Here is a 26530-nt window from a genome sequence, read left to right as displayed (position 1 = left end):
GGCGAAATCTCCTCGTGGTCCTGGCGACGAGGTTGGATTCTAATGGTATAAGGGTCTTGGTGGTTCCGTCTTCATCTAAGTTTAAAGCGGAACTCAAGAGTGGGCCGATAGGGGTGCCACACCTTCACCCGACTACGTGTACATGCCTCTAGTACGGAGAGGGTGCACATGAGACTGCAGCCCCGCCAGCAGCTTCTGGAACTCTGGGAGGCCGCCGCCCGCACGTCGTACCGCGGCGGCACGTGGGCGTGGAGCGGGCGCGGTGGGTCGAACTCCATTTCCGACGCGGAACAGTTGCTGTGCTTCGTATATCCGGCGGCGGAACTTCCCGGTTTCCGGCTCGACACGCCGAATCAGACCGCGGACGATGTCCTCACCGCGTTGTCCGATTTCGGGGACGCCGTCGAGATTCCCAAACTGCTGCTGAAGGTGGTCGGCGAGTACATCCGCACCTACACCGCCGAGGACGGCCGGCCGATCTTCTCCGGGGGAAGCTACTTCCGCACCGCGGACGAGAACGCCGAGATCACCCCCGACCAGCTCCAGCTTGACGTGGTGGACTCGTTCTCCATGTCCGTCACCCTCATGCTCGGCACGCTCGGCTTCCTCAAGGTCTTCCGGCAGAGCGTGCGCAGGGAGGCGATCCTCGCCGAGATCGCGACGATCGAGAAGGAGGCCAGCAAGCGGCTGTCGGCCGCCATGGTGGGACTGCTGCGCAGCTTCACGGTCAACGCCTTCGACCCGAACTCGACGGCGGGGCGCGCGCTGCTCAGGACCGCCAACCAGACCGAGGCGCCCACCCGCCGCGCGCTGGAAGAGCTGCGCCGCGAACTGGAGCCGGTCCGCGCGGGCCTGCGCGACCTCACCATCGGCTCCGGCAGCCAGGTGGACCTGGACAACGAGAACCTGCTGTTCGAGTGCGGGTGGTCCTGGGGCATCGTCAAGGACGCGCCGGACATCCCGACCCCGCTCAACATCGGCCCCCAGCCCAAGGGTGTCGCCATCGACGCCCCGCGCCTGTACTTCACGGTGAACGCCCTCGTCGGCATCGCCGACCTGTTCTCCCAGCGCACCCGTACCCTCGGCCTGCTGAACGACGACCAGCTCACCCTCGCCCAGTACATCCAGCGCCGCTGGGACCTGACCCGCCTCTACTGGCGCACGATCGCCATGTTCGGCCGCGGCACCTGGCCTTTGGAGGACATCCCCTGGAGGACGACCGACGAGAAGGAATCGGACTACTACAGCCTCCTGGTGTCCGCCATCGTGGTGCAGAGCCTGGTGAACGACGTCGGCAGCCGGGCCTCCGACGTCGACCTCGGCCGCGTCGCCGGGGTGCTGGAAGAGCTCGCCATGCGGTCGAAGATCACCCGGCGCGCCGTCCCGGGCGATCCCGCCGTGCGCATGCACTATCCCGGGGTCGTGGCCAACCTGCACGGCTCGGACGCGCTCGGGCCGAGCCTGGTCTGGATGGTCTCCGACTTCTCGATCACCCTGCTGAAACGCACGATCTGGGCCGCGTCGGTCGCCCAGCACACCGCCGTCCGTGAACGGCTGCTCCGCCTCGCGGAAAGCATCTGGCAGCACGTGGCGCTGCGCCGGTGCACCGACGGCGCGGCGCGCGGGCTGTGGGACCAGCCCGGCAACGTCTTCTCCGACATCCAGGCCCGCCACGACGAGCCGTTCTGGTACGTCACCGAGCGCGTGGTCGAGTTCCTCGTGTCGGCGGCGAAGTCCAGCGGGGAGTCGCCGCCGCGCAGTCCCGGCCTGGTGGAGCTCGCCTACCAGATGCTGGGCGAGGCCGAGCACCTGCTGGACCAGGAGCTGGTGAGCCGTCCGCTGGTGGCCGGCCAGACCATCCAGCCGAGGCTGCGCGGCATCCAGGCCGGCCTGCTGCGGGCGCGGGCCATCGTCAGCGACAAGCCCGCCACGGCGCAGGCGCTGATCTACGACGCCCTGCTCGCCCTGGAACGGCTGGCGACCGCACGTGACAGCGCGTCGGAGGCCATCTGATGCTGGTGTTCGCGATCTCCGACAAGGGCGGCACCGGGCGGTCGGTCACCGGGACCAACATCGTCTACCGCCACGCCCTGCAGGGCAACGACGTCTGCTACCTGGACTTCGACTTCGGCTCGCCGACGGCGGGCGCCATCTTCGGCGTCGGCGCGGTGGCCCGCGGCATCAGGTCGGGCGGCCTGCACGAGTACCTGCGCGGCGAGGCCGCCGAGCCGCGGCGCGTCGACGTGTGGGGGGAGTCGGACCGCGAGGGGCTCAGGAACAAGCCCTCGGGCGCCGGGCGCATGATCCTCTACCCCGGCAGCGAGGGCGGCGGCGAGCTGTCCGCGGTGGACGACGAGATGGTGCGCAGGTGCGGGCGGCTGTTCGGCCTGCTGGAGGAGGAGTACGACCTGTGCATGGTGGACGTGAGCGCCGGGCGCTCGTTCACCGCCGAGATGATCCTCAAGGTGACCTCCCGGACGCGGATCCCCTTCCGCTGGCTGGTCTTCCATCGCTGGACGCGCCAGCACATCATCGCCGCCGACGGCCTCGTCACCGGCACCGACGGCCTCCTCGATGTCGGCGCCCGGCACGGCCACGACGCTGACGTCCTGCGCGACCGCGTCCGGTTCGTCAGGACCGCCGTCCTGGAGGCCGACGCCGCCGAGCTCGAAGGCCTGCGCGACGAGCAGCGGGCGTGGCTGAGCGCCTGTGACGGCGAGCTGCGCGAGCTGGCGGGGCGGCACGGCGTCGGCCGTACGACGATGCTGGGGAAGGTGCCGCTCGACCCCGTCCTGCAGTGGCGTGAGCAGCTCATCACCGACGAGGACGTCCTGGCCAGCAAGATCGCCAACGCCGAGACCGCCGAGGCGTTCGAGAACCTCGCCAAGAAGATCATCGACGACAGCGCCTGGGAGGGGTTGTGACGTCCGTCGACGCGGCGTTCGGGGAGACCTCGGCCGAGCGCAGGGTCTCCTCCGCGCCCTTGTCCCATGTCTCGGTCGAGCTGGGACACCTCTACATGGAGGACTTCCAGGCCGGGCCCGAGCGGCTGGAGGCGCAGTTCCGCCGGGTCGCGCCCTGGCTGGAGGCCGTCCGGTCGGCCTGGCGGGGACGCGTGGGGTCCCAGTCCGCCAGGATCAGCACCTGCTTCCTGATCGACGACTACTTCAGCCGCTTCAGCACTCCGGCCGCGCTGGTCCCCATGGTCCTGGACGTGGCCGAGACGTGCGGGTTGCGCGTCGACTACCTGGCGCGCGAGTCCGGCTGCGCGACCGCCGACGGGCTCGACCTCGCCCGGCTGGTGGCCGACCGCATCGTCGGAGATCCGCCGCCCGGCACCAACGGCTCCCGCCCGCCGGTCATGGAGTCCGGCTGGTTGTGCAACGGCGCGCGGTCGCCGTCCGGGGCGGGCGCGCAGGCCATGGGCAAGGAGCGGCCGTGGGCGCCCCCGGTGCAGAACGCCAAGCGCGGCCACTCCATCTTCGTCGACGTGGAGCTGTGGGACGAGAAGGGGACCGGCCGCGTCTGGTCCTGCCCGTTCCTCGCCGCCGTCTGGCAGCTCCTGCGCCTCGGGGCGCTGCGCGACAAGGGCGCGCTGCCCGTACGTCCGGCGCCGCGTCCGCCCGCCTGGCCGGCCGACTGGGACGCCATGCCCGCCGTCGTCCGCCTGCGCGACGACGCTCCGCCGTTCACCGCCTACACCACCATGTCCGTGCTCTCCCCCCGGTTCCTGCCGGTCGAGCTGGCCGTGCGCACGATCCTGAGCCAGGTCGCCGTGGACGGCGAGGTCCTGCGGCAGCTCAAGGAACGCGGCGGGGAAGAGGGCGTCGAGCTCGCGGACGAGCTCGTCGACCGCGTCTTCTACGTCTTCGGCTAGCGGACGGACACCCGATGCTGGTGCTGGGAGAGGTCAGGACCGCGCTGCTGCAGAACTCCGGGGAGATCGACGACGACGCGTGCGCGAGCGTGCTCGCGCTGACGGCGGGCGAGCCCGTGCGCGTGTCCCGGCGTCCCATCGCCTACGCCGTCTCTCCGGATCGCCTGGTCGGCGTCGACTGCGGGCTCCCCTCGGCGTCACGCGCGCGCGTGCGCGGCGTCGGCACGGTGGTCGCCCGCGGCACGATCACGGGCGGCCGTGTCGTGCAGGGCTCCGCGCACACCCGCGTCGAGCGGGGCGCCGACCGCAGGCTCCCGTGGTCGCACTACATGGCACGCCCCGGCGTCGTCGAGGTGCTCGGGAAGGTCAAGGCCGGTGACGTCGCCGAAGGCTTCGACGGCGATCCGGACCCGGACGGCCTCGACCTGGGCTCGATCGGCGCCCGCCTCGTGGACCTGGTCCAGTCGTCCCCGGGGTTCGACCGGCGGGCCTCGTTCAAGGCCGCGAGGACCCGGGTGCGCTGGGTCGCGGAGACAGGGGAGCCCGCGATCCGCTTCACCGTCCGCGGGGACGGCCTGCGCACCCTGCGCGTGGTCCACGCCGGCCCGTTCACCCCGGCCGTCCTCGGCCTCTGCGAGGACCTGGCCCTGCACGACTGGCTGCTGACCACGGTGCTGCGCATGGCGGAGAAGGCCGGCATCGGCGTCAGGCCCGACGCCGCGGCCCGGCTGGCCCCCGCCATCGACCACCTGCTCCACCTGTGGATGCCCGCCGCGCACGTCGATCCCGCTCTGCTCCCCTTCTGGGACAGCCTCGACCGCAGGTCCGGGTTCACCCGCCAGTGGCTGACCCTCGTCGACCGCATCCGTGACCAGGTGGCGGTGAACACGCTGGCCCTTCTGCGCGTGGCCGCGGAAGCAGGACGGAGGTGCCGATGAACGACGGTCCCCGCAAACCCTCCCCGATGGTCGTCCCGAAGATCGTCCGCAAGCTGCTGATCACCGGGCTGATCGGCGGCGCGAGCTATCTGGTGACGAACGCGTTCATCCATGGGGAGAACGAGGACGTCTGGAGCATGCTGCTCGCGATATTCATCAGCGGCGTGGTCTTCGTCGTCCAGTTCCTCATCGACGTGGACGTCCAGCTCGACATCGTCCGTGACGAGCAGCGCGTCCACCACGGCAGCACGCACCGCCTCGTCACCGAGGGCTTCTCCAGGATCAACGAGGCCGGCGAGCTATACGGCCTGGTGGAGAGCTCCGCGATGCGGACCGAGGCGGTCACCCGGTTCGTCCGCTGCGCCACCAAGATCGGCGACGACCTGCCCGAGCTGATGAGGAACCTCGTCCACCACGAGATCGAGCGCCTGTCCAAGCTCCTGCAGGAGCTCGGCGACACCGGCAGGGCCTTCTACGAGGGCGAGGACCGGGAGTGGCTGCTGGCCTTGGCACTGAAGGCCCAGGTCAGCCTGGACGCGATCAGCCTGAGCAGCGTGGACGCCCGGGACACCGAGTTCGCGGGCGGCTTCTGGGTGTCCGACCTCGGGCAGCGCTACATCAAGATCCAGCGTGATCTCGTACTGCGCGGGGTGCGGGCGCGCCGCATCTTCGTCGTGGACCGTTCCGAGTGGCTGGACTCCGAGCAGTTCCGCCGCGTGTGGAAGCTCCAGACGGAGGTCGGCATCGACGTGCGCGTGCTGACCGACGAGGACACCCCGATGGCGCTGGGCGGGTCGCTGTGCGACTTCATCATCTTCGACCGGTCCGTCTACTACGAGTCCAACCCCGCGCCGCAGCGCACCGGCATCACCCCGACGATCGCCAGCACCGTCATCAACGCGCGCCCGGAGAAGGTGCGCGAAGGCATGGAGCGCTTCGAGGACCTGTGGCGGGTCGCCTCGCCCCGGCCGTAGCGCCGCCTCCCGCTCAGGTGGCGGGGGGCACGAACTCCCGGTCGGGGCGGCAGATGTCCAGCAGGGGGCGGGTCTCGGGGGTGGGGTGGCCGGCGATGAGGGTGGCGACGAGTTCGGCGGTGGCGGGGGCGAGGGTGATGCCGAGGCCGCTGTGGCCGGTGGCGGCGAGGACGCGGGCGTGGTCGTCGACGTGGCCGATGATCGGCATGTGGTCGGTGCTGCCCGGGCGCAGGCCGGCCCAGTGGCGCACGACCGGCCACGTCGCCGCCTCGGGCATCAGGGCCGCGACCCCGCGCATGATCTGCTCGCGGGCCGCGGCGGTCGCGGTCGTGTCGCTCACGCACGGCTCGTAGGTGACGCCCATCGCCACCCGGCCGTCGTGCCGCGGCACCAGGTAGGGGAACGCCTCGAAGTCGCCGTCCCTGTACTCGGTGAAGATGTGGTGGCGCAGCGGGTACCCCTTCGCGCCGGGCGGGCGGGTGTCGAACGCCTCGCCCTTGATGGGGAACAGGTGCGCGCGGTGGCTGGGCAGCAGGGCCGGGCTGTGGTGACCGGCGGCGACCACGACCGCGTCCGCCGCGATCCGGTCGCCGTCGCGGAGGCGGACCTCCGCGCCGCCCGGGGTGGAGGCCACCCGCGTCGCCGCCGCGCCCGTCCGCACGCGGATCGGCAGGTCGCCGGCCTTCAGCGCCGTGGTCAGCGACTCCATGAGCAGCATCGGGTCGAGCGCCAGCTCCTCGGGCAGCAGGAAGCCGCCGATCACGGCCTCGCTCAGCATCGGTTCCCGTTCCCTGGCCTCGGCGGCGGTCAGGCGGACGACCTCGAACGGCGAGCCCGTCCAGCGGGGCAGCACCTCGTCCTCCAGGCGCCGCATCTCGGTCTCGTCGAGCGCGACCTGGATGTCGCCGCCCTGGAGGACCGGGACGTCCACCCCCGACACCGAGGTCAGCTCGTCCAGCCAGCCGAGGTAGAGGTCGCGGCTGTGCTTGATGACCGCGCTGAGCGGCCCCAGGCAGGACGGCTCGGTCTGGGTGAGGATGCCGCCCATGGCCGCGCTGGACGCGCCCGAGCCGAGCCGGTCGGCCGCGTCGACGATCAGGACGGTGCGGCCCCGCGAGGCGAGCGCGCGTGCCGCCGCGCAGCCGATCACACCACCACCGATGATCGCGACGTCGCAGGTCTCAGGCACCGAGGCTCCCTGTGCTTCGCCGTCCCCTGCTCCGACAGTAAGCGAGGCGCGGCCCTTCATGAAGGTCACACACCCGTGGCCTCGGCGGCACTGTACCGCGAGGGGACCACGCGGGCCGGGAAATGCCGTCGTCGCGTGGGTGATCCGTTACGACGCCACGCGGGCCCGTCGCGGCGGCCTTCCGCGATCAGCGCCGCCGAGCCGGCCAGGAGGCCGACCGACCGGGGCACGGGCCCGGGGCGTCACGGGGGTCGGAGATCTCTTGATCCTCGCTCACCCGTCCATGCCGCCCGGCCGGCGTCCTCCCTGGGCGGGCCGGACCGGACGGGTCCGCGTGACCCCCGTGACGAGTTCCGCGCACCGTCAGCGGCAGGTCACCGCGGACGGCTCAGGACCGCACGGACGGCCCTTGTTGCCGCCGCCGTCGGTCGCGGTGCCGGGCGGGGCGTAGATGAAGTAGCCGGCGTTGTGGCGTCCGGTGTTGCCGGTGATGGTGAGTGACGCGGGCGGCTGCCGCGGGCTGATGTGGATGCCGCCGCGTACGGGGTTTCCTTGGCGGTCGGTCAGGCCGCTCGGGTCGTGGCCGTTTCTCGTGAAGGTGTTCCCGGTGATGGTGTTCGGCCCTTGGGCGTAGTCCCCGAGGTAGATGCCGGCGGTGCGGTTGCCGATGAAGCGGTTACCGGTGATGTTCTCGCTGAAGAGATAGCCGGTGATGCCGATGGAGTTGTCCTTGAAGGTGTTGCCTTCTATGGTGTTCGGGCGGATGGCGCCGCCTGTCTCGAACGCGATGTCGGCGTTCTTGAAGACGTTGTTCCTGAACACGTTGCCGCGGCTCTCGGTCCCCATGCTCACGGGATAGTCGTCGAGGACGTTGTCGACGATGGTGCTGTTGTCGGACTGGTTGAACCGGAGCTGGCCGGAGATGAGCCTGCTGTTCTTCACCGTCGTCGCGGATTCCAGGTTGCGGGTGACGCCGTGCAGCGTGCAGTGGTCGATCGTCACGCGGCCGTGCCACGAGTGGAAGGAGCCGAGGACGCACCGGCGGTACGAGCCGCTGATCGTCAGGTCCTTCACGGCCTCCAGGCGGATCTGGCCTCCGGCCTGCACATTGGTGACGGCGCCCCCGGTCACGTTCGCGTAGTAGATGGCGGTCGGGAAACCTTCGATCTTTCCGTTCTTCACCGTGATGTTGGTCCAGGAGACGTCACGGAAATAGTCGGCGGAGATCCCCGTGCCCGTGCCCGGGCCGCGGATGGTGTGGCCGTTGAGGTCGATCGTGATGTCGTTCGCGCCGATGAGCAGGGCCCTGTCGGCGCAGACCAGGTCTTCGGTGAGGGTCACGCTGGTGGTGAGGGTGACCCCGCATCCTGCGGCCGGGGTGGGGGCGGGGTCCGCCGCGGCGGCGGCCTGGCCGCTGAGGGTGAGGGCGGCCGGCAGGACGGCGGCGAAGCCCGCCCACCCCCGCCTGCCGAACGTACGTGAGAACCGCGGGCCGTGATCCGCCCGCGCCGATCGGTTCGTTCGCATGTCACTCCTAGTCGAGAGAGGGCCGTCAGCGACAGGTCACGGCCGGTGTGGGCTGGGGTCCGCAGGGGCGTCCCTTGTTGCCGCCGCCGTCGGTCACCGTGCCGGGCGGGGCGTAGACGAAGTAACCGGCGTTGCGCGTGCCGGTGTTGTCGGCGACGGTGAGCCGGGAACCGGCGGTGAAGCCGATGTGGAGGCTCCGCGCACCGGCACGCCCTGCGGGTCGGTGAGCCCGCTCGGGGCATGGCCGTTCCTCGTGAAGAGGTTCGTTGAGGTCGATCGTGATGTCGTCGGCCCCGATGATCGGCCCGCGGCCGGCGCGGACCAGGTCCTCGGTGAGGGTGACGCTGGTGGTCAGGGTGAGCCCGCATCCCCATCCGATGGTCGCTGCGGCGTGGGCGGCCGTGGTGGGGGCTTGGCCGAGGCTGAGGGCGAGCACGGTCAGGAGGACGGCGGCGGGGGGCCGGCCCACACGCCGCCCGCGTTGTCGCGAGGGGCGGGGAGGACGGTCCGCACGGCTTAATCGAATCATGTTCAGTTTTCTTCCTTGCCTTCGGGGACGTTTCTTCTTTCAACCTTCTTCGGATGCGAGGAGTCGGATCTCCTCATGCTCGGAAGTCAAAAGTCGCGAATGATGTGCGACGTCTGAAGACATGACGAAGTCCGGGCTGGTGGGAAAATTTTGTACCGTTCCAAACCCGTAAATCGGGCTCTGTGGCGAGAGGGATGGATGGGCGAGAACCGTCCCAGTATGGCGAGAGGCATATGGGTTGGCGAGGGGGAAATGCTGTCCAATTAATGACTTTATTTCGGCGTTTGGTCGGGCGGGTCAAGGGTTATCTCTCCCTGGTTCGGGGGTGCTCGCCTGCCTGCGAGCCCGTAGGATCCCGTCGCCGCGGGGTGGCGTAGGGGGCGCGGCTGCGGCGTGGGGGCCCTGCGCCCCGCGCGTGCGTCCGCCGCGCCCTTTGGGTGGTCCCCTATCGCGTTAAAATCCGGCCCGTTTTCGCATTCTCGCAGGCGATCATGAATATCACCCCCGGCGCCACCTGGGCATGGTGAATCCGCCAAACAAACTGATTTACACCATTCAACGAGAAATGCCATGCTAAGTACGGGACCACGCATACCATGGCGCGGTCCGCCAGGGGGCATATGGAGGTCGGGGCGATGACGGCGATGCCGGAGATCGGGGTGATGGCGACGGCGGATCTGCTGGGGCGGGTGGAGCTTCCCGGCAGGGCGGCGTCGGTAGGGCTGGCGCGGGCGTTCGTCAGGGAGATCCTGCGGACGACCCGTTGTCCGGAGCTGGACGACGCGGTGCTGATGGTCAGCGAACTGGTGACGAACGCGATCCGGTACTCCGGGTCCGGCCGGCATCCGGGCGGGCGGCTCGCCGTCGTGCTGACCGATCACGGCCGCGCGATCCAGGTGGACGTGATCGACGAGGGGGCGAGCGCCCACCCGTACGTCCACAGGGACGTGGGGGAGAACGCCGAGGGCGGGCGGGGGCTCTGGCTGGTGTGCCAGCTCGCCAGCGCCTGGGGCTGGCGCGCGGATCCGGACGGTCACGTCGTGTGGTTTCAGGTGTCCACCACCTGATCGGCACGGCCGGCGCCGGGCGCGGACGTGCGGTGACGGATCACCGAAGCGGTCAGGCACTTTGGAAGAAGACGTCGCGAGGCGTCGATGCAAGATTCTTCCCTAACGCGCGTTCCCTTGGGCGTCGTCCGGCGTGCGGCCGGGAGCGCCGCCGCCCGGCCGTCACGTGATAGGGGGAAGATCGATGCTGAACCGGCGACGATTACTGGCGCTCGGCGCCATCACCGGTGGTGCGATGGTGCTGCCGTTCTCACGGCTCACCGCCGAGGGGGCCGACGACACGGTGCCGCTGCGCAGGGAGGACCTGATCCCGCGCGCCCCGAGGGCCGCGGCGCGGTCCACGGGGGCTCCGTTCTCGATGCGGATGCCGGTGCCCCAGGAACTGCGCCCCGCCTGGTCGGGACGCGACCACGACGTCTACAAGATCGCTGTGCAGCCGGCGAACCTGGAGATCCTCCCCGGGCTCACCACCCCCGTGCTGACCTACGGCGGCACGTTCGTCGGCCCGACGATCCGCGCGCGGACCGGGCGCCCGGCCAAGGTCGTGTTCGTCAACCGGCTCGACCGGCCGACCAACGTGCACCTGCACGGCGCGCACGTACCGGCGATCAGCGACGGGCACCCGATGGACACCATCGACCCCGGGCGCTTCCGGAGCTACGACTACCCGAACGCCCAGCAGGGCGCCACGCTGTGGTACCACGACCACAGCCACCACATGGAGGCCGAGCACGTCTACCGCGGCCTGCACGGCATGTACGTGATCGACGACCCGGCCGAGCGGCGCCTGCGCCTGCCCGACGGGCCCTACGACGTGCCGATCTTCCTGCGCAACGCCCAGTTCGACGAGAACGGCGGCCTGGTCTTCTTCAGCCCCTACGATCGCACGACGATCCTGGCCAACGGCAGGTCGCAGCCGTACTTCCCCGTCGCGGCGCGCAAGTACCGGTTCCGGCTCGTCAACGGGGCCAACGAGTACACCTTCCGGCTCAGCCTCGGCGGTACGGAGTTCCAGCAGATCGCCTCCGACGGAGGGCTGCTGCCCGCGCCGGTGCCGCTGACCGAGCTGGTCCTCGGGTCGGCGCAGCGCGCGGACATCGTCGTCGACTTCGGGCGCTACCCGGTCGGCACCCAGGTCGTCCTCACCGACGCGGGCAGCGGCACGCCCGTGGTCAGGTTCGACGTGGTGCGGCAGGCACGGGACGACAGCCGCGTTCCCGACGTGCTCAGGCCGCTGCCCCCGATGCCCACAGCGACGGTGCAGCGCGAGGTCTCGATGCGCTTCGGGTACACCGAGACCGACGTCTTCGGCCTGGTGAACGACAAGCAGTTCGACCCGAACCGGGTGGACTTCCGGATCAAGCGCGGCGACACGGAGATCTGGACCCTGACCAACGGCGACAGCGCCCAGGGCATCGAGCACACCTTCCACATGCACCTGGTGCAGTTCCGGGTGCTGGACCGGAACGGCGCCCCGCCGCAGCCGTGGGACGCGGGGCTCAAGGACACGATCCAGCTCCCGGCCAACGAGACCGTGCGCGTCCAGGCGACGTTCCGCAACTACCTGGGCCGGTACGTGTACCACTGCCACTTCCTGGAGCACTCGTCCCTCGGCATGATGGCCCAGATGGAGGTCGTTCCCTGATCTGATCCGCCACGGCGCCCCGCCGTGCCGTCCGTTTTCGTGCGCCGCCGGCGGAAGCCTCCGGGACGATGCCGGACGCACGTCCGAATTCAGCCTCTTCGCAGACGTAGATGATTCGGATATCGTCACGGCGGGCATCAGGGAGGCTGCGGTGAGCGTCGCCGAGGGCGTGCGGTTCGGGGTACTGGGAACGCTCCGGGCCGAGGTGGGCGGACGGCCGGCGGGGCTAGGCGGGCCGCGGCAGCGGGCGGTGCTGGCGCTGCTGCTGATCGCGCGGGGCAGGATCGTCTCGGCCGACCGCATCCTCTCCGACGTGTGGAGCGACGCCCGGCAACCCTCGCCGACCACCCTGCACGGGTACGTCGCCGATCTGCGCCGCGCGCTGGAGCCGGGACGGGCCCCCGGCGCGCCGCCCAGTCTGCTGGTCCGTGACGGGCCCGGGTACGCGCTGCGCGCCGCCCCCGCCGCCGTCGACGCCGAACGCTTCGCCGACCTGGCCGCGCGCGGCCGGCGCGAGCTGGACGGCGGCGACCCCGAGCGGGCCGCCGACCTGCTCGGGCAGGCGCTCGCGTTGTGGCGGGGGCCCGCGTACGCCGACTTCGGCGGCGCAGCCTTCGCCACCCCCGACGCGACGCGGCTGGAGAACCTGCGGGCCGCCGTCCACGAGGACCGGCTCGCCGCGATCATCGCCGCCGGGCGGCACGCCGCCGCCGTCGGCGAGCTGGAGGCGCTGGTCGCCGAGCAGCCGCTGCGCGAGCGCGGCTGGGAACTGCTGGCCCTCGCGCTGTACCGGTCCGGACGGCAGGGCGACGCGCTCGCCGCCCTGCGCGCGGTACGCCGGCGGCTGTCCGACGAGCTCGGCATCGACCCGGGGCGCGGTCTGCGCGACCTGGAGGCCGCCATCCTCGCCCAGGACCCGGCGCTGCACCCGCCGGCACGGGCGGGCGGGCGGAGGAGTCAGGCGGAGGCCGGGATCGGCCCAGATGCCAACGCCAGTGCCGACGCGCCCGCGACCGGGGCGGAGCCCCCGGCCTCCGGCGGACAGGCCGCCGGGGGTGCGTCCGGCCAGGGGAACCTGCCGTTCGCCCTGTCCAGCTTCGTCGGGCGCACCCGGGACCTGGCCGCCGTCGGCGCGTACCTGGACACGCACCGGCTGGTCACGCTCACCGGACCCGGCGGGGCCGGCAAGACCCGATTAGCCCTGGAGGCGGCCCGCGCCCGTACCGACGCCGACGGGCCGTGGCTGGTGGAGATGGCGGGGCTGCACGCCCCCGAACTGCTCACGCCCACCGCCGCCGCGGCCCTGGGCCTGCCCTCCGCCTCGTCGCCCGAGCAGCTCGCCGCCATGCTGGCCGGGCGTCGCACGCTCATCGTCCTGGACAACTGCGAGCACCTGCTGGTCCACGCCGCCCACCTGGTCCACACCCTGCTGGCCCGCTGCGGCGGCGTGCGCGTGCTGTGCACCAGCCGCGAGTCCCTCGGCATCACCGGGGAGGCCGTCTACGAGATCCCGCCCCTGGACGCGGCCACCGAAGGCACGGAGCTCTTCCTGCGCCGGTCCGCCGCCGCGCTCCCCGGTGGGATCCCCGAGGCCGGCGACCGGGAGACGATCGAGACGGTGTGCGCGCGGCTCGACGGGAATCCGCTCGCCATCGAGCTCGCCGCCGCGCAGTGCCGCACGCTGTCCCTCGACCAGATCGCCGACGCCCTGAAGGACCGTTTCACGCTGCTGGTCGCCGGGCCCGCCGGGCGGCCCGACCGCCACCGCACCCTGGTGGACACCATCGCCTGGAGCGACCAGCTCCTCCAGCCGGGCGAACGCCGCCTCTTCCACCGGCTCGGCGTGCTCGAAGGCGGCTTCGACCTGGAGGCCGCCGCCGCGGTCGGCGGCGTCGCCCCCGTGCTCGGCCCGCTGTCGGCGCTGGTCCGCAAGTCGCTGGTGACCGTGGAACCCGGCACGGCGCCGCGCCGCTACCGGATGCTGGAGACGCTGCGCTACTACGCCGTGGCCGCGCTGCCGTCCGAGGAGCGCGCCGCCGCCCGGGAACGCCACCGCGTCTGGGCGCTGGCCCGCGCCGAGAACGTCGAACGCCACCTGCGCGGCCCGCAGGCGGTGGCGTTGCTGAAGGGGCTCGGACGCGACCAGGCGGAGTTCCGCGCCGCGTTCGCCTCGGCCCTGGAACTCGGGGACGGGGAGTACGCGCTGCGGCTGGGCGGCGCGCTCTTCTGGTTCTGGTTCCGCATGGGCTACGTGGGGGAGGGCCTGGCCTGGCTGTCGGAGGCGTTCGCCGCGGCCCCGGGCGCCGCCGCCGACGTCCGCGCGCGGGCCCGGTTCGCCGTGGCGGGGCTGCGGTACATGGCCGGGCGGCCCGACCAGGCGCACCAGGCCGTACGGACGGCGCTGGAGGAGGCCCGTACGGCCGGCGACCCGGTGACGGAGTCGCTCGCGACCGCGTACGCCGCCTACTTCGGCGTGCTCGCCGGGGTGGCGGACGGCGCCGCCGCGCTCGCCGAGGAGGGCGTCCTGCTGGCCCGGCGCACCGGGCAGGACTGGGTGGAGGCCGAGACGCTCATGGCGCGGGGCATGACCCTGCGGGCCCTCGGAGACCTGCCCGCCGCCGAGGCGGTGTTCCGCCGGGCCATCGCCGCGGCCCGTGCCAGCGGCCACGACTGGGCCGCCGACGGGGCCGCCTGGTGCGAGATGAAGACCGCCTCCGACCGGGGCGACGGGGCACGGGCGCTCGCCGTCGCGGGGGGCATCCTCGCCACCATGGACCGGTACGGGGACATCTCCTTCTGGCTGGTGACGGTGCACAGCGCCGCCCGCGCGCTCGTGCTGGCCGGGAAGGCCGAGGAGGCGGCGGTGCTCATGGGGGCCGTGGAGGCGATCGGCGCGCGGGCCGGCGTCTCGCCGGAGCTGATGGACCCGCTGGACGGCCCGCGCGAGGCCGCCGCCGTCCGCGAGGCCCTGCCGCCGGAGGAGTACGCGCGCCACGCCGCCCGGGGCCGCACGCTGTCCCGCCAGGAGGCCGGCGCCCTGCTCGGTCACCTGATCACCTTCCCCTGATCCCGCGGGCCCCCGCGCCCCTGTCGTGCCTCCAAGCATCGGCGGGGGCGCTTGGAATCCGCTGGGAAAGCCGGTTCCCATCGGCCGCCAAGCGGCCGTCCGCATGCTCGTTGTCGTGAACGCGACGCCGCCCGGCACAGGGCGGCCGGACGATCCGGACAACGAGGTGAACCGTGAGCAAGAGCATCATCCGCACGGCGGCGGCGGCCGGGATCGCCCTGGCGGCCCTGCTGGGCCTGGGCACGGCCGCCCACGCCGCCGGCGGCGATCCGACCCAGTGGTCCGCGGCGGGCGACCCGTCGCCGTGGTCCGTCACCGGCGACCCCTCCCAGTGGGGGTGAGGACGCCATGACAGGCATCGGCCGCCCCGCGCGGCACGCCGTCGTCGTGGGAGCGGGGATGGGCGGGCTGCTGGCCGCCCGGGTGCTCGGCGAGTCCTTCGACCGCGTCACGGTGCTCGACCGTGACGCGCTGCCCGGGGAGGGCGTCCCGAGGCGGGGTGTGCCGCAGGGCCACCACGCGCACGGGCTGCTGTCCCGGGGCCGCGAGATCCTCGACGAGCTGTTCCCCGGCCTGCTCGACGACCTGGTCGCCGCGGGCGCCGTGCCGTGCGACATCCAGCGGGACGTCCACTGGTACAACGACGGGCTGCTGCTGCGTCCGGCGTCGTCGCGGCTGCGCGGCCTGTCGGTGAGCAGGCCGCTGCTCGAACGGTACGTGCGGTCCCGGGTCGAGGCCCTGCCCGGCGTGGTGATCCAGGACCGCCGCGAGGTGGTCGAGCCGGTCGCCGTACGGCCCGGCGTGGTCACGGGGGTGCGCGTGGCGCGTCCCGGCCGGCCGGGGGAGCCGGGGGAGTTCGAGGAGATCGAGGCCGACCTCGTGGTGAACGCCACGGGCCGCGGCAACCGGGGGACCGAGTGGCTGCGCCGGCTGGGATACGAGCCCGCGGCCGAGGAGCGCGTCGACTCGCGGCTGGTGTACGTCTCGCGTGAGTACCGGCGCCGGCCGGGCGACGCCGAGGTCGTCGCCATGATCGTGGGGCACGGCACGGCCGTCCCCCGGGGCGGGGTCGCGTTGAGCGGGGAGGGCGACCGCTGGCTGGTCACGCTGTACGGCATGGGCGACGACATCCCGCCCACCGACCCGGACGGCTACCACCGGTTCGCCGCCCGGCTCCCGGTCCCGGACCTGCACCGCCTCCTCGAACGGCTGGAACCGCTCGGCGATCCCCGGCTGATGCGCATCCCGGTGAGCGTCCGCCGCCGCTACGAGCGCCTGCGCCGCTTCCCCGAGGGCTACCTGGTGTTCGGCGACGCGCTGTGCCAGTTCAACCCCACCTACGGGCAGGGCATGACCGTGGCCGCCTGTGAGGCGGTGGCGCTGCGCGAATGCCTGGCCGCGCCGGGCGGACGTGACGGCCTGGCCCGGCGCTTCCACGGGCGCGCCGCGCGGATCATCGACGTGGCCTGGGACATATCGGTTGGCGGCGACCTGCGCTTCCCGTCCGTCGAGGGCCCGCGTCCCCTGCGCCTCAAGCTGCTCAACGCCTACATCGCGCGCCTGCACGTGGCCGCCGGGGCGGACCCGGCGGTCGGGCACGCCTTCCTCAGCGTCGCCAACCTGCAGGCCCCGCCCCAGCGGCTGCTGTCGCCGGGCGTCCTGGCCCGGGTTCTCCGGCCGCGTCCCGGCCGCGCCCGCCACAAGACTCCGGCCCGGGACCGTGTCCCGGCCGGTCAGTGAAACACCCCGCCCGAATCCGGAGCGGAACCCTGAAATCCCCAGCCGGTCCCGAACGGGACCGGAGTGAAAGGACACCGTCATGATCAACGCTCTCACGATCAAGCGCTGCGCCGCCGGCGTCACCCTGGCCGCCGCCACCGTCGCGGGCGGGCTGACCGTCGCCGCCCTCCCGGCCTCCGCGGCGGGGACGGCCAAGGCCGGCAACGCCGTCTGGGTCGAGCCCGGCGCCACCCGGTCGTTCCTCGTGATGTGCCCCTCGTACGCGCCGACCATGCTGACAGACACGATCACCGTCACCGCCGGCCCCGCGGTGTCGGTCGGCACCAGCCTGGACACCACCTCCGACGCCTTCAGCCGCGACAAGCTGACCGTGACCGCCACCAACGGGGGAGCCGTCCGCGTGTACGTCTCCGTCAAGGCCACCTGCGCGGGCTGAACCACCGCGCGTCGGGCAGGACGGTTGCCGAGGGGGGAGCCGTCCTGCGGATGCCCTGATGGTGGGGGGCACCACGAAAAACCGAACCGTGGCTGTGACCTGCGGTGACGTCGCCAAGGGGGGAGGCGCGCGCACGTCTCGGCCCGGTCCGCTCGCACGAGCCCGATCCGCCTGGTGATCGACCCCTTCTGAGGCCGTGCCCCTTCGGTTACCCTCGCAGAAGATCTCACGATCTCCACGAGCGCCGCGAGGAGGCCGATGGCCGGGGTCGATCCCGCCGCTGTGCGGTTCGGAGTGCTCGGCCCCCTGCGGGCCGAGGCAGGGGGAGGGGCCGTCGGCCTGGGGGGTCCGCGGCAGCGGGCGGTCCTCGCGGTCCTGCTGATCGCCCGGGGGCGCATGGTCTCCGCCGAGCGGATCATGGCCGAGGTGTGGGAGGACGCCCCGCCGCCCTCCCCGACCACCCTGCACGCCTACGTCTCCGAGCTCCGCCGGGCCCTTGAGCCCGGGCGGCGGTCCGGCGCGCCGCCCCGGCTCCTCGTCCGTGAGGGCCCGGGGTACGCGCTGCGGGCCGGCCCGGCCGCCGTGGACGCCGAGCGGTTCGCCGACCTGGCCGTCGCCGGGAAGCGCGCCCTGGGCGGCGGCAGGCCGGGGGAGGCAGAGGAACTGCTCACCGAGGCGGCCGGGCTGTGGCGCGGCCCCGCCTACGCCGACTTCGCCGAGGCGGGGTTCGCGGTGCCCGAGGCCGCGCGGCTGGAGGACCTGCGGGCCGGCGCGCAGGAGGACCGGCTCGCCGCCGCCATCGAACTCGGACGGCACGCCGCGGCCGCCGGCGAGCTGGAGGCCCTGGTGGCCGAGCAGCCGCTGCGGGAGCGCGGCTGGGAACTGCTCACCCTGGCCCTGTACCGGTCGGGACGGCGCGCCGACGCCACCGCCGCGCTGCGGGCGGCGCGCGAGCGGCTCGCCGACGAGCTCGGCATCGACCCGGGTCCCGCGTTACGCGACCTGGAGACCGCGGTGCTCACCCAGGACCCGCGCCTCGACCCTCCACCCGCCCGCCTCAGGGGCGCCGCCGGGCCGAGGTACGCCGAGCGCGGCGGGGAGGCATCGGACGCGGGGGGAACGCCGGACGGCGGGGGAGCATCCGCCGCCACGGGCGCCCGTCCCGTGCCGGGGAACCTGCCCTTCGCCCTGTCCAGTTTCGTGGGCCGCGCCGCCGAGATCACGGCCGTGGAGGGCCTGCTGGCCGAGTACCGGCTGGTCACGCTGACCGGGCCGGGCGGGGTCGGCAAGACGCGGCTCGCGCTGGAGCTCGCCCGGCGCCGCACCGGCGACGCCGACGGGCCGTGGATGGTGGAACTGGCCGCCCTGACCTCCGCCGACCTGCTGCCCGCCACCGTCGCCGCCGCCCTCGGGGTCCCGGGGCCGTCCTCCGCCGACGAACTGGCCGCCGTGCTCGCCGCGCGCCGGCTGCTGCTGGTGCTCGACAACTGCGAGCACCTGCTGGAGGCGGTCACCGCGCTGATCGGCGTCCTGCTGAGCCGCTGCCGCGACCTGCGCGTGCTGGCCACCAGCCGCGAGGCGCTCGGCGTGGAGGGGGAGGCGGTCTACGAGGTGCCGCCGCTCGACCCCGCCGGGGACGGCAGCGAACTGTTCCGCAGCCGGGTCGCCACGGCGCTGCCCGCCTGGTCCCCCGACCCCGGCGATCTGGACCGGATCCCGGTGCTGTGCGCCGGCCTCGACGGCATCCCGCTCGCCATCGAGCTGGCCGCCGCGCAGTGCCGCGTGCTGTCGGTCGGGCAGATCGCCGACGCCCTGGAGCACCGCTTCGACGTGCTGGTCGACGGTCCGCTCGACCTGCCCGCGCGGCACCGCGCGCTGGAGGCCGCCGTCGCCTGGAGCCACCAGCTGCTCGAACCCGACGAACGGCGGTTGTTCCACCGGCTCGGCGTGTTCGCCGCCGGGTTCGACCTGGACTCCGCGGGCGCGGTCGGTGGCCAGCCGCAGGTCCTGCGCCCGCTGTCGGCGCTGGTCCGCAAGTCCCTGGTCACCGTCGAACCCGGCACGGCGCCCCGCCGCTACCGGATGCTGGAGACGCTGCGCCAGTACGCGCTTCGCGAGCTGGACGTGGCCGACCTCGCGGGCACCCGGCGCCGCCACCGGGCCTGGGCGCTGGCGCGGGCCGAGAGCGCGGAGCGCCGCCTGCACGGCCCGCAGGCCGCCGAACTGCTGGCCCGGCTGACCCGGGAGCAACCCGAGTTCCGCGCGGCCTTCGCCTCCGCGCTGGAGGAGGGCGACGGGGTCTACGCCCTGCGGCTGGGCGGCGCGCTGTACTGGTTCTGGTACCGCATGGGCCACATCGCCGAGGGCCTGGCCTGGATGGACAGGGCGTTCGCCGCGGCCCCGGACGCCGAGCCGGGGGTCCGCGGCCGTGCGCGGCTCGCCGTCAGCGGGCTCGGCTACCTCGCCGGGCGGCCGCGCGAGGCGTACGAGGCCGTCCTGCTGGCGGAGGCGGAGGCCCGGGAGGCCGGTGACCTGGTCGTCGAGGCGTCCGCCCGCGTCTACCAGACGCACTTCGGCGTGCTCGCCGGGATGCCCATCGACGCCCCGGCGCTGGCCCGCGGCGCCGTCGATCTCGCGCGGCGCGCCGGGGAGGACTGGCTGGTGGCCGAGGCCCTGATGGTGCGGGGGATGCTGGCCCGCGTCCTCGGAGACCTTCCCGGGGCCGCCGCCGTGCTGGCCGAGGCCGTGGCGACGGCGAACTCCTGCGGCCACGACTGGGCGGCGGGCTCCGCGGCGTGGGCCGGCATGAAGACCGCCTGCGACGCCGGCGACGGCCGGCGGGCCCTGCGGATCGCCACCGGCATCGTCGACGCCCTCGACCGCCACGAGGACGTGACATCCCGCCTGGTCCTCCTGCACACCGCCGCCCACGCCCTCACGCTCACCGGCCACGCCGAGGAGGCCGCCGTCCTGATGGGCGGCGTGGAGGCCGTAGGCCGCCGAGTCGGCTTCTCCCCCGAGCTGATGGACCCCCTGGACGGCCCCCGCGAGGCCACCGCCGTCCGAGAGTCCCTCCCCCCCGACCGCTACGAATCCGCGGCGGCCCGGGGACGCGAACTGTCCCTCCCGGAACTGACGGCCTTCCTGTCGAACCTTCTCGGAAACACTTGATCGGCCGGCTACGCGGATCGAGACTCAGAGTCGTTCGACCTCGGCGAGGTCGACGTCGATCTCGAACGGGATCGAGAGGTGCAGTTTGTCGTGGTGAATGCCCATGAGGGCGTACGAGCGGGTGGCCGGGTCCAATTCGTAGACGTACACCGTCGCGGGCCCTGAGCTTCGCTCGACTCGCCAGAAGTGCGGAATGCCTGCCTCGGCATACAACTGGGGTTTACGTTCCCTGTCGCGCAGTTCGGAGTCCGGTGTCATGGCCTCGACCGTGAGCAGCACATCGGCCGGTCGGCAGACGCCGGTGTCGGCATGCGCGGCGTTGGAGCTGATGATCATGATATCCGGTTCCGGACACTGGCGAGGACCGAGCATGACGTATGTCTGCCGGCGCACTCGGTACTCGGCCGGGCAGCACTCCCGCAGGACCCTGCCCAGGAGGTCGAGCACCACGGAGTGCCAGGCGGTCTGAGGAGCCGCGAAGATCAGGCTGCCGTCGATCAACTGGGTGTGAGAAGGCAGATCCGGGAGGTGAACGAGATCTTCCACCGTGTGGCCGCCGGAGGGGGGCACCGGCCACAGGGATTCTGTTCCCACGTCAAGGGGATGCTCTGTCACGCCCTCACGCTAGCGACTTGACTGCTCACGTACCGCGACTTCCGCTTGTCGCGGACTCACACGGCCCGCGTCGGTGCGCGTATCAAGAGCAAGCCTGACGCCCCGGGCGGCGTGCCCAGGGCGTCGGGGGATTGTTCTACGAGGCGCGGCGGCCCGCGGTTTGCGGGGGTGACTCGCCGGGGCCGGCGGTGCGTTGCGGGGGGACCACCGGGGTGGGGCGGACCAGGCCGAGGGCTACGACCTCGTTGGCCAGCCGCGTTCGGCGGTTGATGCCCTCCGGGATGCGGAACTTCTGGTACAGCCGGAGCAGGTGTTGCTTGACCGCCGCCTCGGTCACCACGAGGTCGTCGGCGATCTCGCGCGCCGTGGCAGGGGCGACGAACGCCTCGTCCGACAGCGCGGGACGGCACAGGGATGTGAGGACGTCGACCTCGCGCCGGGTGAGCTCGGGCGCGGCGGCCCGGCGCAGCTCGACCTCGGGGGCGAAGTCCTCCCTTGGCACGCCGCCCACCCTGCACCGGGCGGCGCCGAACGAGACGACGTCACCGTCGTCGAGTACCCTCCGGGCGATCGGCCTCCCGTTCACCCGGGTGCCGTTGCGGGACAGGCCCAGGTCAACGACATACAGGTATGGTCCGCGGCGGACGAACTCGGCGTGCAACCGTGACACGCTCGGATCGGCCAGCCTGACGTCGACGCCTCGGCCTCGGCCGATCGTCGTGACTTCGGGGCGCAACGGGACGACCTCGCCGGTGTCCTCGACGCGTATGAACGGCCCCTCCACGGCAGTTCCTCCCCAGGTAGCCCGCCGTTACTTCCGCTACAGCTCCGGCTTACCCAAACGAGGGGTTGGGGAATCTCGTTTGCCATAACGAGAATCACTGCAGAAATTGGTCTGGACCTCCTCGGCCGGTTTTACCTGCTCACAGGTAGACTGCGGACGAAGATAAGCGGAGGAAACAACACATGGCGGACAACCCCACCAAAGGTCTCGCCGATGTCGTCGCCGCGTCCACAGCGCTGAGTGACATCGACGGCAAAGCCGGTCGCCTCTTCTACCGCGGCTACGACATCCATGATCTGGCCGGGCGCACGAGCTTCGAAGAGACCGCGCACCTACTTCAGCACGGGACGCTTCCCACACGCCGGCAACTCGCCGACTACGGAGCGGAACTCGTGGGAGGGCGCGAGCTAGGAGCTCTGGTCCAGGCCAACATCGGCGAGATCGCCCAGACACAGGCGCCCATGGAGGCCCTGCGCACGCTCGTCTCCCTGGCTTCGGCGGATGATCCCGACAAGGACTCCAACGAGCAGGACGCCAACCGCCGCAAGGCGGCGCGCCTGACGGCGCAGCAGCCCCTTCTCGTCGCCCGCTACCACGGCGCGCGCACCGGCGTCACCCCGAGGGACGCCGATCCGGCGCTGAGCATCGCGGCGAACTTCCTGCTGCAGATCACCGGCAGGGAGCCCGACCCGAGGGCCGTCGAGATCTTCGACGCCTGCCTCGTGCTGCACGCCGACCACACCATGAACGCCTCCACGTTCGCGGCCCGCGTCTGCGCGGCCACGCTGTCGGACATGCACTCGGCGATCGTCGCGGCCATCGGCACGCTGAAGGGCCCCCTGCACGGCGGCGCCAACGAGCAGGTCATGCGCACGCTGGAGAGCATCCCCGCGGACGGCGTCGCGCAGGCCGTGCGCGACAAGCTGGCGCGCGGCGAGAAGATCATGGGCTTCGGCCACCGGGTCTACAAGACCGAGGACCCGCGCGCGACGCACCTGCGCAAGATGTCGCAGGAGTTGGGCGAGGCGAGCGGGGACGACACCTACTATCGGATGTCGAAGGAGATGGAGGAGGTCGTCTTCGCGGAGAAGGGTCTGTACCCGAACGTCGACTTCTACGCCGCGACGGTCTACCACTACCTCGGCATCCCGACGGACCTGTTCACTCCGGTGTTCTCGGTCAGCCGGATGTCCGGCTGGACGGCGCACGTGATCGAGCAGCACGCCGACAACCGCCTGATCCGCCCGGACAGCGAGTACATCGGAGAGCGCGACCAGAAGTGGATACCTATTGACGAACGGTAAGGCATGGGGGCCGTACCTGCTCACCGTGGTGGGTGCGGCCACCGGCCTTGGGACGATCGCGATGGGCCTGCCCGCCTGGGCGGGCTCGTTCATCGTGGCCTGCTCGGTGCTCGCGGGCGCCGTGCTGCGTCTTCTCGTCCCCCATGACGGCGCGAGCCTGCTCGCGGTGCGCAGCAGGCGCGCCGACGCCGTCATGTCCGCGGTTCTCGGCGTCGCCCTTGGCGTGGCCGCCGTCAGCGTCGCCGTGCAATGGATCATGGGTAGGCAGTAAGCCGGATTTGCCCGGTCCGGTAGCCTCAACCGGCGTTGTCCAGCAACAGACCGGTTGGTCAGCCTAGTCGTAAGAAGTGTTGAGAAGGGGAACCCCAAGCATGCCCAAGATCAAGGTAGCGGGTCCCGTCGTCGAACTCGACGGCGACGAGATGACCCGGATCATCTGGCAGTTCATCAAGGACCAGCTGATCCTGCCCTACCTCGACGTCGACCTCAAGTACTACGACCTGGGGATCGAGCACCGTGACGCGACCGACGACCAGGTGACGGTCGACGCCGCCAACGCGATCAAGCAGTACGGGGTGGGGGTGAAATGCGCCACCATCACGCCGGACGAGGCCCGCGTCGAGGAGTTCGGGCTGAAGAAGATGTGGCGCTCTCCGAACGGGACCATCCGTAACATCCTCGGCGGCGTCATCTTCCGTGAGCCGATCATCATCAAGAACGTGCCGCGGCTCGTGCCGACCTGGACCAAGCCGATCGTGGTCGGCCGTCACGCCTTCGGCGACCAGTACCGCGCCACCGACCTCAAGATCCCCGGCGAGGGCACGCTCACGCTGACCTTCACGCCCAAGGACGGCTCGGAGCCGATCGAGCTCGACGTCTACGACTTCCCCGGTTCGGGCGTCGCGCTGGCGATGTACAACCTGGACGAGTCGATCCGCGACTTCGCGCGCGCCTCCATGCGGTACGGCCTGGCCCGCAACTACCCGGTCTACCTGTCGACGAAGAACACGATCCTCAAGGCCTACGACGGCCGCTTCAAGGACATCTTCGCCGAGGTCTACGAGACCGAGTTCAAGGCCGACTTCGAGGCCGCCGGCCTCACCTACGAGCACCGGCTCATCGACGACATGGTCGCCGCCGCGCTCAAGTGGGAGGGCGGCTACGTCTGGGCGTGCAAGAACTACGACGGCGACGTGCAGTCCGACACCGTCGCCCAGGGGTTCGGCTCGCTCGGCCTGATGACCTCCGTGCTCATGTCCCCCGACGGCCGCACGGTCGAGGCCGAGGCCGCGCACGGCACGGTCACGCGCCACTACCGCGAGCACCAGAAGGGCAACCCCACCTCCACCAATCCGATCGCCTCGATCTTCGCCTGGACCCGGGGCCTGGCCCACCGCGGCAAGCTGGACTCCCAGCCCGAGGTGACCGCGTTCGCCGAGACCCTGGAGCAGGTCTGCGTCGAGACCGTCGAGAGCGGCCAGATGACCAAGGACCTCGCCCTCCTCGTCGGCGGCGACGCCAAGTGGCTCACCACCCAGGACTTCCTCGCCGCCCTGGACGAGAACCTGAAGAAGAAGATGGCGGGCTAGTCACGAGATCGGCCCCTGCCTGCGGTTTCCCGCCGGGCAGGGGCCGGCTTGTGTCCGGGGGGCCCGGGGGCTTGGCGTGGTGGCGGAAAGGACACGGCAGGTCACGGCGTGGTCTCGTCTCCGTGTAAAGACGCCAACAAGTCGTAAAGTTCTCATGGTCGACACTTGACGGGAACACGGGGACGGGGAATGCCGGAACTCGGGCCGCTCGAACGGGGAGACCCCCGGCGGCTGGGCCCTTTCGAACTCACCGGGCGCATCGGGGAAGGCGGGCAGGGGGTCGTCTACCTCGGGCAGGACGACGCGGGGGAGCGGGCCGCGGTCAAGCTGCTGCACGTCAAGTTCAGCGGTGACCGCACCGCGAGATCGCGCTTCGCTCGCGAGCTGAAGGCCGCCGAGCGGGTGGCCTCGTTCTGCACGGCCCGCGTGCTGGCCGCCGACCTCGACGGTGACACCCCGTACATCGCCAGCGAGTACATCGACGGCAGGTCGCTGCGTGAGAGCGTCGAGACCTCGGGCCCGCTCGCGGGCAGCACGCTGGAGCGGCTGGCCGTAGGCACGGCCACCGCGCTCACCGCCATCCACCACGCGGGCATCGTGCACCGCGACTTCAAGCCCGACAACGTGCTCATGGCCGCCGACGGGCCCCGGGTGGTCGACTTCGGCATCGCCCGCATCCTCGACTCGACCGGCACCATCACGAGCAGGGCCGTCGGCACGCCCGCCTACATGGCGCCCGAGCAGATCTCGGGCGGCGAGGTCGGCCCGCCCGCCGACGTCTTCGCCTGGGGGGCGACGGTCGCGTTCGCCGCCACCGGCGAGGTGCCCTTCGGCGGGAACTCCATCGCGGTGGTGCTCAACCGCGTGCTCAACGACGAGGTCGAGGTCGGCGGGCTGCCCGAGCCGCTGCGCGGCGTGGTCCGCGCCTGCCTGAACAAGAAGCCGGCGGAACGCCCGACCGCCGACCGCATCCTGCTGCGCCTGCTCGGCCGGCACGAGGAGGCCGGGGCGTCCACGGCCGTGCTCAGCCAGGGCGCCGAGCTGGCCGCCCGCGAGACGGTCACGCGCCCGCGGAGCGGGGCGTGGGGGCGAAGGACGGCGGCCAGGGGCGGCGGCGAGGCCGCCGCCGCGGTGACGGACGGCCCGGTGCCCGCCCGCCGGCGCGGCCCCGGCAGGTGGATCGCCGCCGCGGTCGCGGTCGCCGTGCTCGCCGGCGGGGGCGCCATGGCCGTGCGGCGGTTCGCGCCCGACCTCTGGTCCGAACTGAGAGGCCGGTCGCTGCCCGACCCCACCGAGACTTCCTCGGCCCAGGTGCCGCAGCCGCCGCGGTTCACCTCCGTCGTGGACAAGGCGGCCAGGACGGGCAAGCTGACGATCGCCATGCGCAACATGCTGCCGGGCATCGCGCTCGCCTCGGGGGACACCTGGCGCGGCTTCGAGGTCGAGCTCGGCGCCTCCATCGCCAAGCAGCTCGGGGTGCCCGCGAACGGCGTGACGTTCGTCGAGTCCGGCATGAACGAGCGGGTGTCCATGCTGAACTCCGGCGCGGCCGACCTCGTGATCGCGACCTACTCGATCAACGACGACGAGCGGGTGACGTTCGCCGGGCCGTACTACACCGCGCACGTGGACGTCCTGGTCCGCGACGGCGACCCGTTCGCCAAGATCGAGGATCTCAAGGGGCGCACGTTGTGCGCGCCGGGGACGAACGTCTCGATCGGCATGGTGCAGGACGTCGTCAAGGTGCGGCTGGTGGCCGCGGACAACTACACCGACTGCATGAACATGCTGCGGCGGGGGGTCGTGGACGCCGTCCCCGGCGACGACCTGCTGCTCGCCGGGTTCGCCGACCGCGAGAACATCCGGTACCGCGTCCTCGGCGCCAAGCTCTCCGACGAGCGGTACGCGGTGGCGATCAAGCGGGGCGACACGCGGACGTGCAAGGCGGTGCGGGGGGCCATCAGCCGCATGTACCAGGACGGCACGGTGAAGTCGCTGCTCAGGAAGTACTTCTCGAAGGTCCACTTCACGCCGGAGACCCAGATGCCCTCACCGGTGAGCTGCGACTGACGGGCCCG

The 26530-nt window shown here is 72.0% G+C and carries 21 protein-coding genes; 16 read left to right on the top strand and 5 right to left on the bottom strand.

Translation table 11 applies throughout. The annotated features are described in order from the left end of the window. The first annotated feature begins 168 nt into the window (after window positions 1-168). The 5 genes from BJ982_RS37615 to BJ982_RS37595 are packed head-to-tail and all read left to right on the top strand — an operon-like array spanning window position 169 to window position 5789. The gene (locus tag BJ982_RS37615; RefSeq protein ID WP_184888093.1) at window positions 169-2013 is read left to right on the top strand and encodes an SCO2524 family protein; all 1845 of its coding nucleotides are present in this window, start codon (window positions 169-171) and stop codon (window positions 2011-2013) included. Further along, on the top strand, window positions 2013-2924 hold the full coding sequence (locus BJ982_RS37610) for an SCO2523 family variant P-loop protein (RefSeq protein WP_184888091.1): 912 nt from the start codon (window positions 2013-2015) through the stop codon (window positions 2922-2924). Before BJ982_RS37615 ends, BJ982_RS37610 begins: the two co-directional genes overlap by 1 nt. Next, window positions 2921-3877: an SCO2522 family protein gene (locus tag BJ982_RS37605; RefSeq protein ID WP_184888089.1), complete on the top strand. Its 957-nt coding sequence runs from the start codon at window positions 2921-2923 to the stop codon at window positions 3875-3877. Before BJ982_RS37610 ends, BJ982_RS37605 begins: the two co-directional genes overlap by 4 nt. 14 nt (window positions 3878-3891) lie before the next feature. Next, the gene (locus tag BJ982_RS37600; RefSeq protein WP_184888086.1) at window positions 3892-4815 is read left to right on the top strand and encodes an SCO2521 family protein; all 924 of its coding nucleotides are present in this window, start codon (window positions 3892-3894) and stop codon (window positions 4813-4815) included. After that, a complete protein-coding gene (locus BJ982_RS37595; protein WP_184888085.1) occupies window positions 4812-5789 on the top strand; it encodes a hypothetical protein in 978 nt (325 codons plus the stop codon). Before BJ982_RS37600 ends, BJ982_RS37595 begins: the two co-directional genes overlap by 4 nt. 13 nt (window positions 5790-5802) lie before the next feature. Here the strand turns inward: BJ982_RS37595 and BJ982_RS37590 are convergent, their stop codons facing one another. The 3 genes from BJ982_RS37590 to BJ982_RS37580 all read right to left on the bottom strand — a co-directional run bounded on the left by BJ982_RS37590 (window position 5803) and on the right by BJ982_RS37580 (window position 8974). Next, window positions 5803-6978: an NAD(P)/FAD-dependent oxidoreductase gene (locus tag BJ982_RS37590; protein WP_184888083.1), complete on the bottom strand. Its 1176-nt coding sequence runs from the start codon at window positions 6976-6978 to the stop codon at window positions 5803-5805. A gap of 363 nt (window positions 6979-7341) precedes the next feature. Continuing rightward, a complete protein-coding gene (locus BJ982_RS37585) occupies window positions 7342-8505 on the bottom strand; it encodes a right-handed parallel beta-helix repeat-containing protein (RefSeq protein ID WP_184888081.1) in 1164 nt (387 codons plus the stop codon). A gap of 25 nt (window positions 8506-8530) precedes the next feature. Then, window positions 8531-8974 carry a hypothetical protein gene (locus BJ982_RS37580; RefSeq protein WP_184888079.1) on the bottom strand — a complete coding sequence of 148 codons (444 nt, stop codon included), beginning with the start codon at window positions 8972-8974 and terminating at the stop codon, window positions 8531-8533. Window positions 8975-9669: 695 nt separating this feature from the next. On the opposite strand from BJ982_RS37580, the gene BJ982_RS37575 reads away from it, so the two are divergent. The 7 genes from BJ982_RS37575 to BJ982_RS37545 all read left to right on the top strand — a co-directional run bounded on the left by BJ982_RS37575 (window position 9670) and on the right by BJ982_RS37545 (window position 20160). Beyond that, window positions 9670-10101, top strand: coding sequence for an ATP-binding protein (locus BJ982_RS37575; protein WP_184888077.1), 432 nt, complete (start codon window positions 9670-9672; stop codon window positions 10099-10101). Between the two features lie 184 nt (window positions 10102-10285). After that, on the top strand, window positions 10286-11746 hold the full coding sequence (locus BJ982_RS37570; RefSeq protein ID WP_184888075.1) for a multicopper oxidase family protein: 1461 nt from the start codon (window positions 10286-10288) through the stop codon (window positions 11744-11746). 151 nt (window positions 11747-11897) lie between these two features. Continuing rightward, complete coding sequence (locus tag BJ982_RS37565; protein ID WP_184888073.1) at window positions 11898-14813, top strand: AfsR/SARP family transcriptional regulator; 2916 nt, start codon at window positions 11898-11900, stop codon at window positions 14811-14813. 173 nt (window positions 14814-14986) lie between these two features. Continuing rightward, on the top strand, window positions 14987-15154 hold the full coding sequence (locus BJ982_RS37560) for a hypothetical protein (RefSeq protein WP_184888071.1): 168 nt from the start codon (window positions 14987-14989) through the stop codon (window positions 15152-15154). 7 nt (window positions 15155-15161) lie between these two features. Further along, the gene (locus BJ982_RS37555) at window positions 15162-16553 is read left to right on the top strand and encodes an FAD-dependent oxidoreductase (protein ID WP_184888069.1); all 1392 of its coding nucleotides are present in this window, start codon (window positions 15162-15164) and stop codon (window positions 16551-16553) included. A 79-nt stretch (window positions 16554-16632) separates the two neighbouring features. Beyond that, on the top strand, window positions 16633-16989 hold the full coding sequence (locus BJ982_RS37550) for a hypothetical protein (RefSeq protein ID WP_184888066.1): 357 nt from the start codon (window positions 16633-16635) through the stop codon (window positions 16987-16989). Between the two features lie 258 nt (window positions 16990-17247). Further along, the gene (locus tag BJ982_RS37545) at window positions 17248-20160 is read left to right on the top strand and encodes an AfsR/SARP family transcriptional regulator (RefSeq protein WP_184888065.1); all 2913 of its coding nucleotides are present in this window, start codon (window positions 17248-17250) and stop codon (window positions 20158-20160) included. Between the two features lie 24 nt (window positions 20161-20184). On the opposite strand, the gene BJ982_RS37540 is transcribed toward BJ982_RS37545, so the two are convergent. Together BJ982_RS37540 and BJ982_RS37535 are read right to left on the bottom strand one after the other, a co-directional pair. Further along, entirely contained in the window at window positions 20185-20775 is a 591-nt protein-coding gene (locus BJ982_RS37540) for a Uma2 family endonuclease (RefSeq protein ID WP_239123615.1), read from the bottom strand. Window positions 20776-20911: 136 nt separating this feature from the next. After that, on the bottom strand, window positions 20912-21559 hold the full coding sequence (locus BJ982_RS37535) for an FHA domain-containing protein (protein WP_114031322.1): 648 nt from the start codon (window positions 21557-21559) through the stop codon (window positions 20912-20914). 182 nt (window positions 21560-21741) lie between these two features. Between BJ982_RS37535 and BJ982_RS37530 the strand changes: the two genes are divergently transcribed. The 4 genes from BJ982_RS37530 (at window position 21742) to BJ982_RS37515 (ending at window position 26522) form a co-directional block, all read left to right on the top strand. Beyond that, window positions 21742-22863, top strand: a complete 1122-nt coding sequence (locus BJ982_RS37530; protein ID WP_184888063.1) for a citrate/2-methylcitrate synthase — start codon at window positions 21742-21744, stop codon at window positions 22861-22863. Beyond that, on the top strand, window positions 22850-23134 hold the full coding sequence (locus BJ982_RS37525) for a DUF3017 domain-containing protein (RefSeq protein WP_184888061.1): 285 nt from the start codon (window positions 22850-22852) through the stop codon (window positions 23132-23134). Before BJ982_RS37530 ends, BJ982_RS37525 begins: the two co-directional genes overlap by 14 nt. A gap of 100 nt (window positions 23135-23234) precedes the next feature. Continuing rightward, window positions 23235-24452, top strand: a complete 1218-nt coding sequence (locus tag BJ982_RS37520; RefSeq protein WP_184888059.1) for an NADP-dependent isocitrate dehydrogenase — start codon at window positions 23235-23237, stop codon at window positions 24450-24452. Between the two features lie 189 nt (window positions 24453-24641). Further along, window positions 24642-26522 (top strand): serine/threonine-protein kinase, encoded by a 1881-nt coding sequence (locus BJ982_RS37515; protein WP_184888057.1) that lies wholly within the window; start codon window positions 24642-24644, stop codon window positions 26520-26522. Window positions 26523-26530 lie beyond the last annotated feature (8 nt).

The organism is Sphaerisporangium siamense (genome assembly GCF_014205275.1).
Taxonomy (GTDB): Bacteria; Actinomycetota; Actinomycetes; order Streptosporangiales; family Streptosporangiaceae; genus Sphaerisporangium; species Sphaerisporangium siamense.
Note: the sequence above shows the minus strand (reverse complement) of the source record. Positions and strands in the feature narration are given on the sequence as shown.

What these genes read in the sequence shown, in the direction of transcription:
- BJ982_RS37615 (WP_184888093.1), top strand. Translation starts at nt 169, where the DNA reads ATGAGACTGCAGCCCCGCCAGCAGCTTCTGGAACTCTGGGAGGCCGCC.
- BJ982_RS37610 (WP_184888091.1), top strand. Translation starts at nt 2,013, where the DNA reads ATGCTGGTGTTCGCGATCTCCGACAAGGGCGGCACCGGGCGGTCGGTC.
- BJ982_RS37600 (WP_184888086.1), top strand. Translation starts at nt 3,892, where the DNA reads ATGCTGGTGCTGGGAGAGGTCAGGACCGCGCTGCTGCAGAACTCCGGG.
- BJ982_RS37595 (WP_184888085.1), top strand. Translation starts at nt 4,812, where the DNA reads ATGAACGACGGTCCCCGCAAACCCTCCCCGATGGTCGTCCCGAAGATC.
- BJ982_RS37585 (WP_184888081.1), bottom strand. Translation starts at nt 8,505, where the DNA reads ATGCGAACGAACCGATCGGCGCGGGCGGATCACGGCCCGCGGTTCTCA.
- BJ982_RS37575 (WP_184888077.1), top strand. Translation starts at nt 9,670, where the DNA reads ATGACGGCGATGCCGGAGATCGGGGTGATGGCGACGGCGGATCTGCTG.
- BJ982_RS37570 (WP_184888075.1), top strand. Translation starts at nt 10,286, where the DNA reads ATGCTGAACCGGCGACGATTACTGGCGCTCGGCGCCATCACCGGTGGT.
- BJ982_RS37555 (WP_184888069.1), top strand. Translation starts at nt 15,162, where the DNA reads ATGACAGGCATCGGCCGCCCCGCGCGGCACGCCGTCGTCGTGGGAGCG.
- BJ982_RS37550 (WP_184888066.1), top strand. Translation starts at nt 16,633, where the DNA reads ATGATCAACGCTCTCACGATCAAGCGCTGCGCCGCCGGCGTCACCCTG.
- BJ982_RS37545 (WP_184888065.1), top strand. Translation starts at nt 17,248, where the DNA reads ATGGCCGGGGTCGATCCCGCCGCTGTGCGGTTCGGAGTGCTCGGCCCC.
- BJ982_RS37530 (WP_184888063.1), top strand. Translation starts at nt 21,742, where the DNA reads ATGGCGGACAACCCCACCAAAGGTCTCGCCGATGTCGTCGCCGCGTCC.
- BJ982_RS37520 (WP_184888059.1), top strand. Translation starts at nt 23,235, where the DNA reads ATGCCCAAGATCAAGGTAGCGGGTCCCGTCGTCGAACTCGACGGCGAC.
- BJ982_RS37515 (WP_184888057.1), top strand. Translation starts at nt 24,642, where the DNA reads ATGCCGGAACTCGGGCCGCTCGAACGGGGAGACCCCCGGCGGCTGGGC.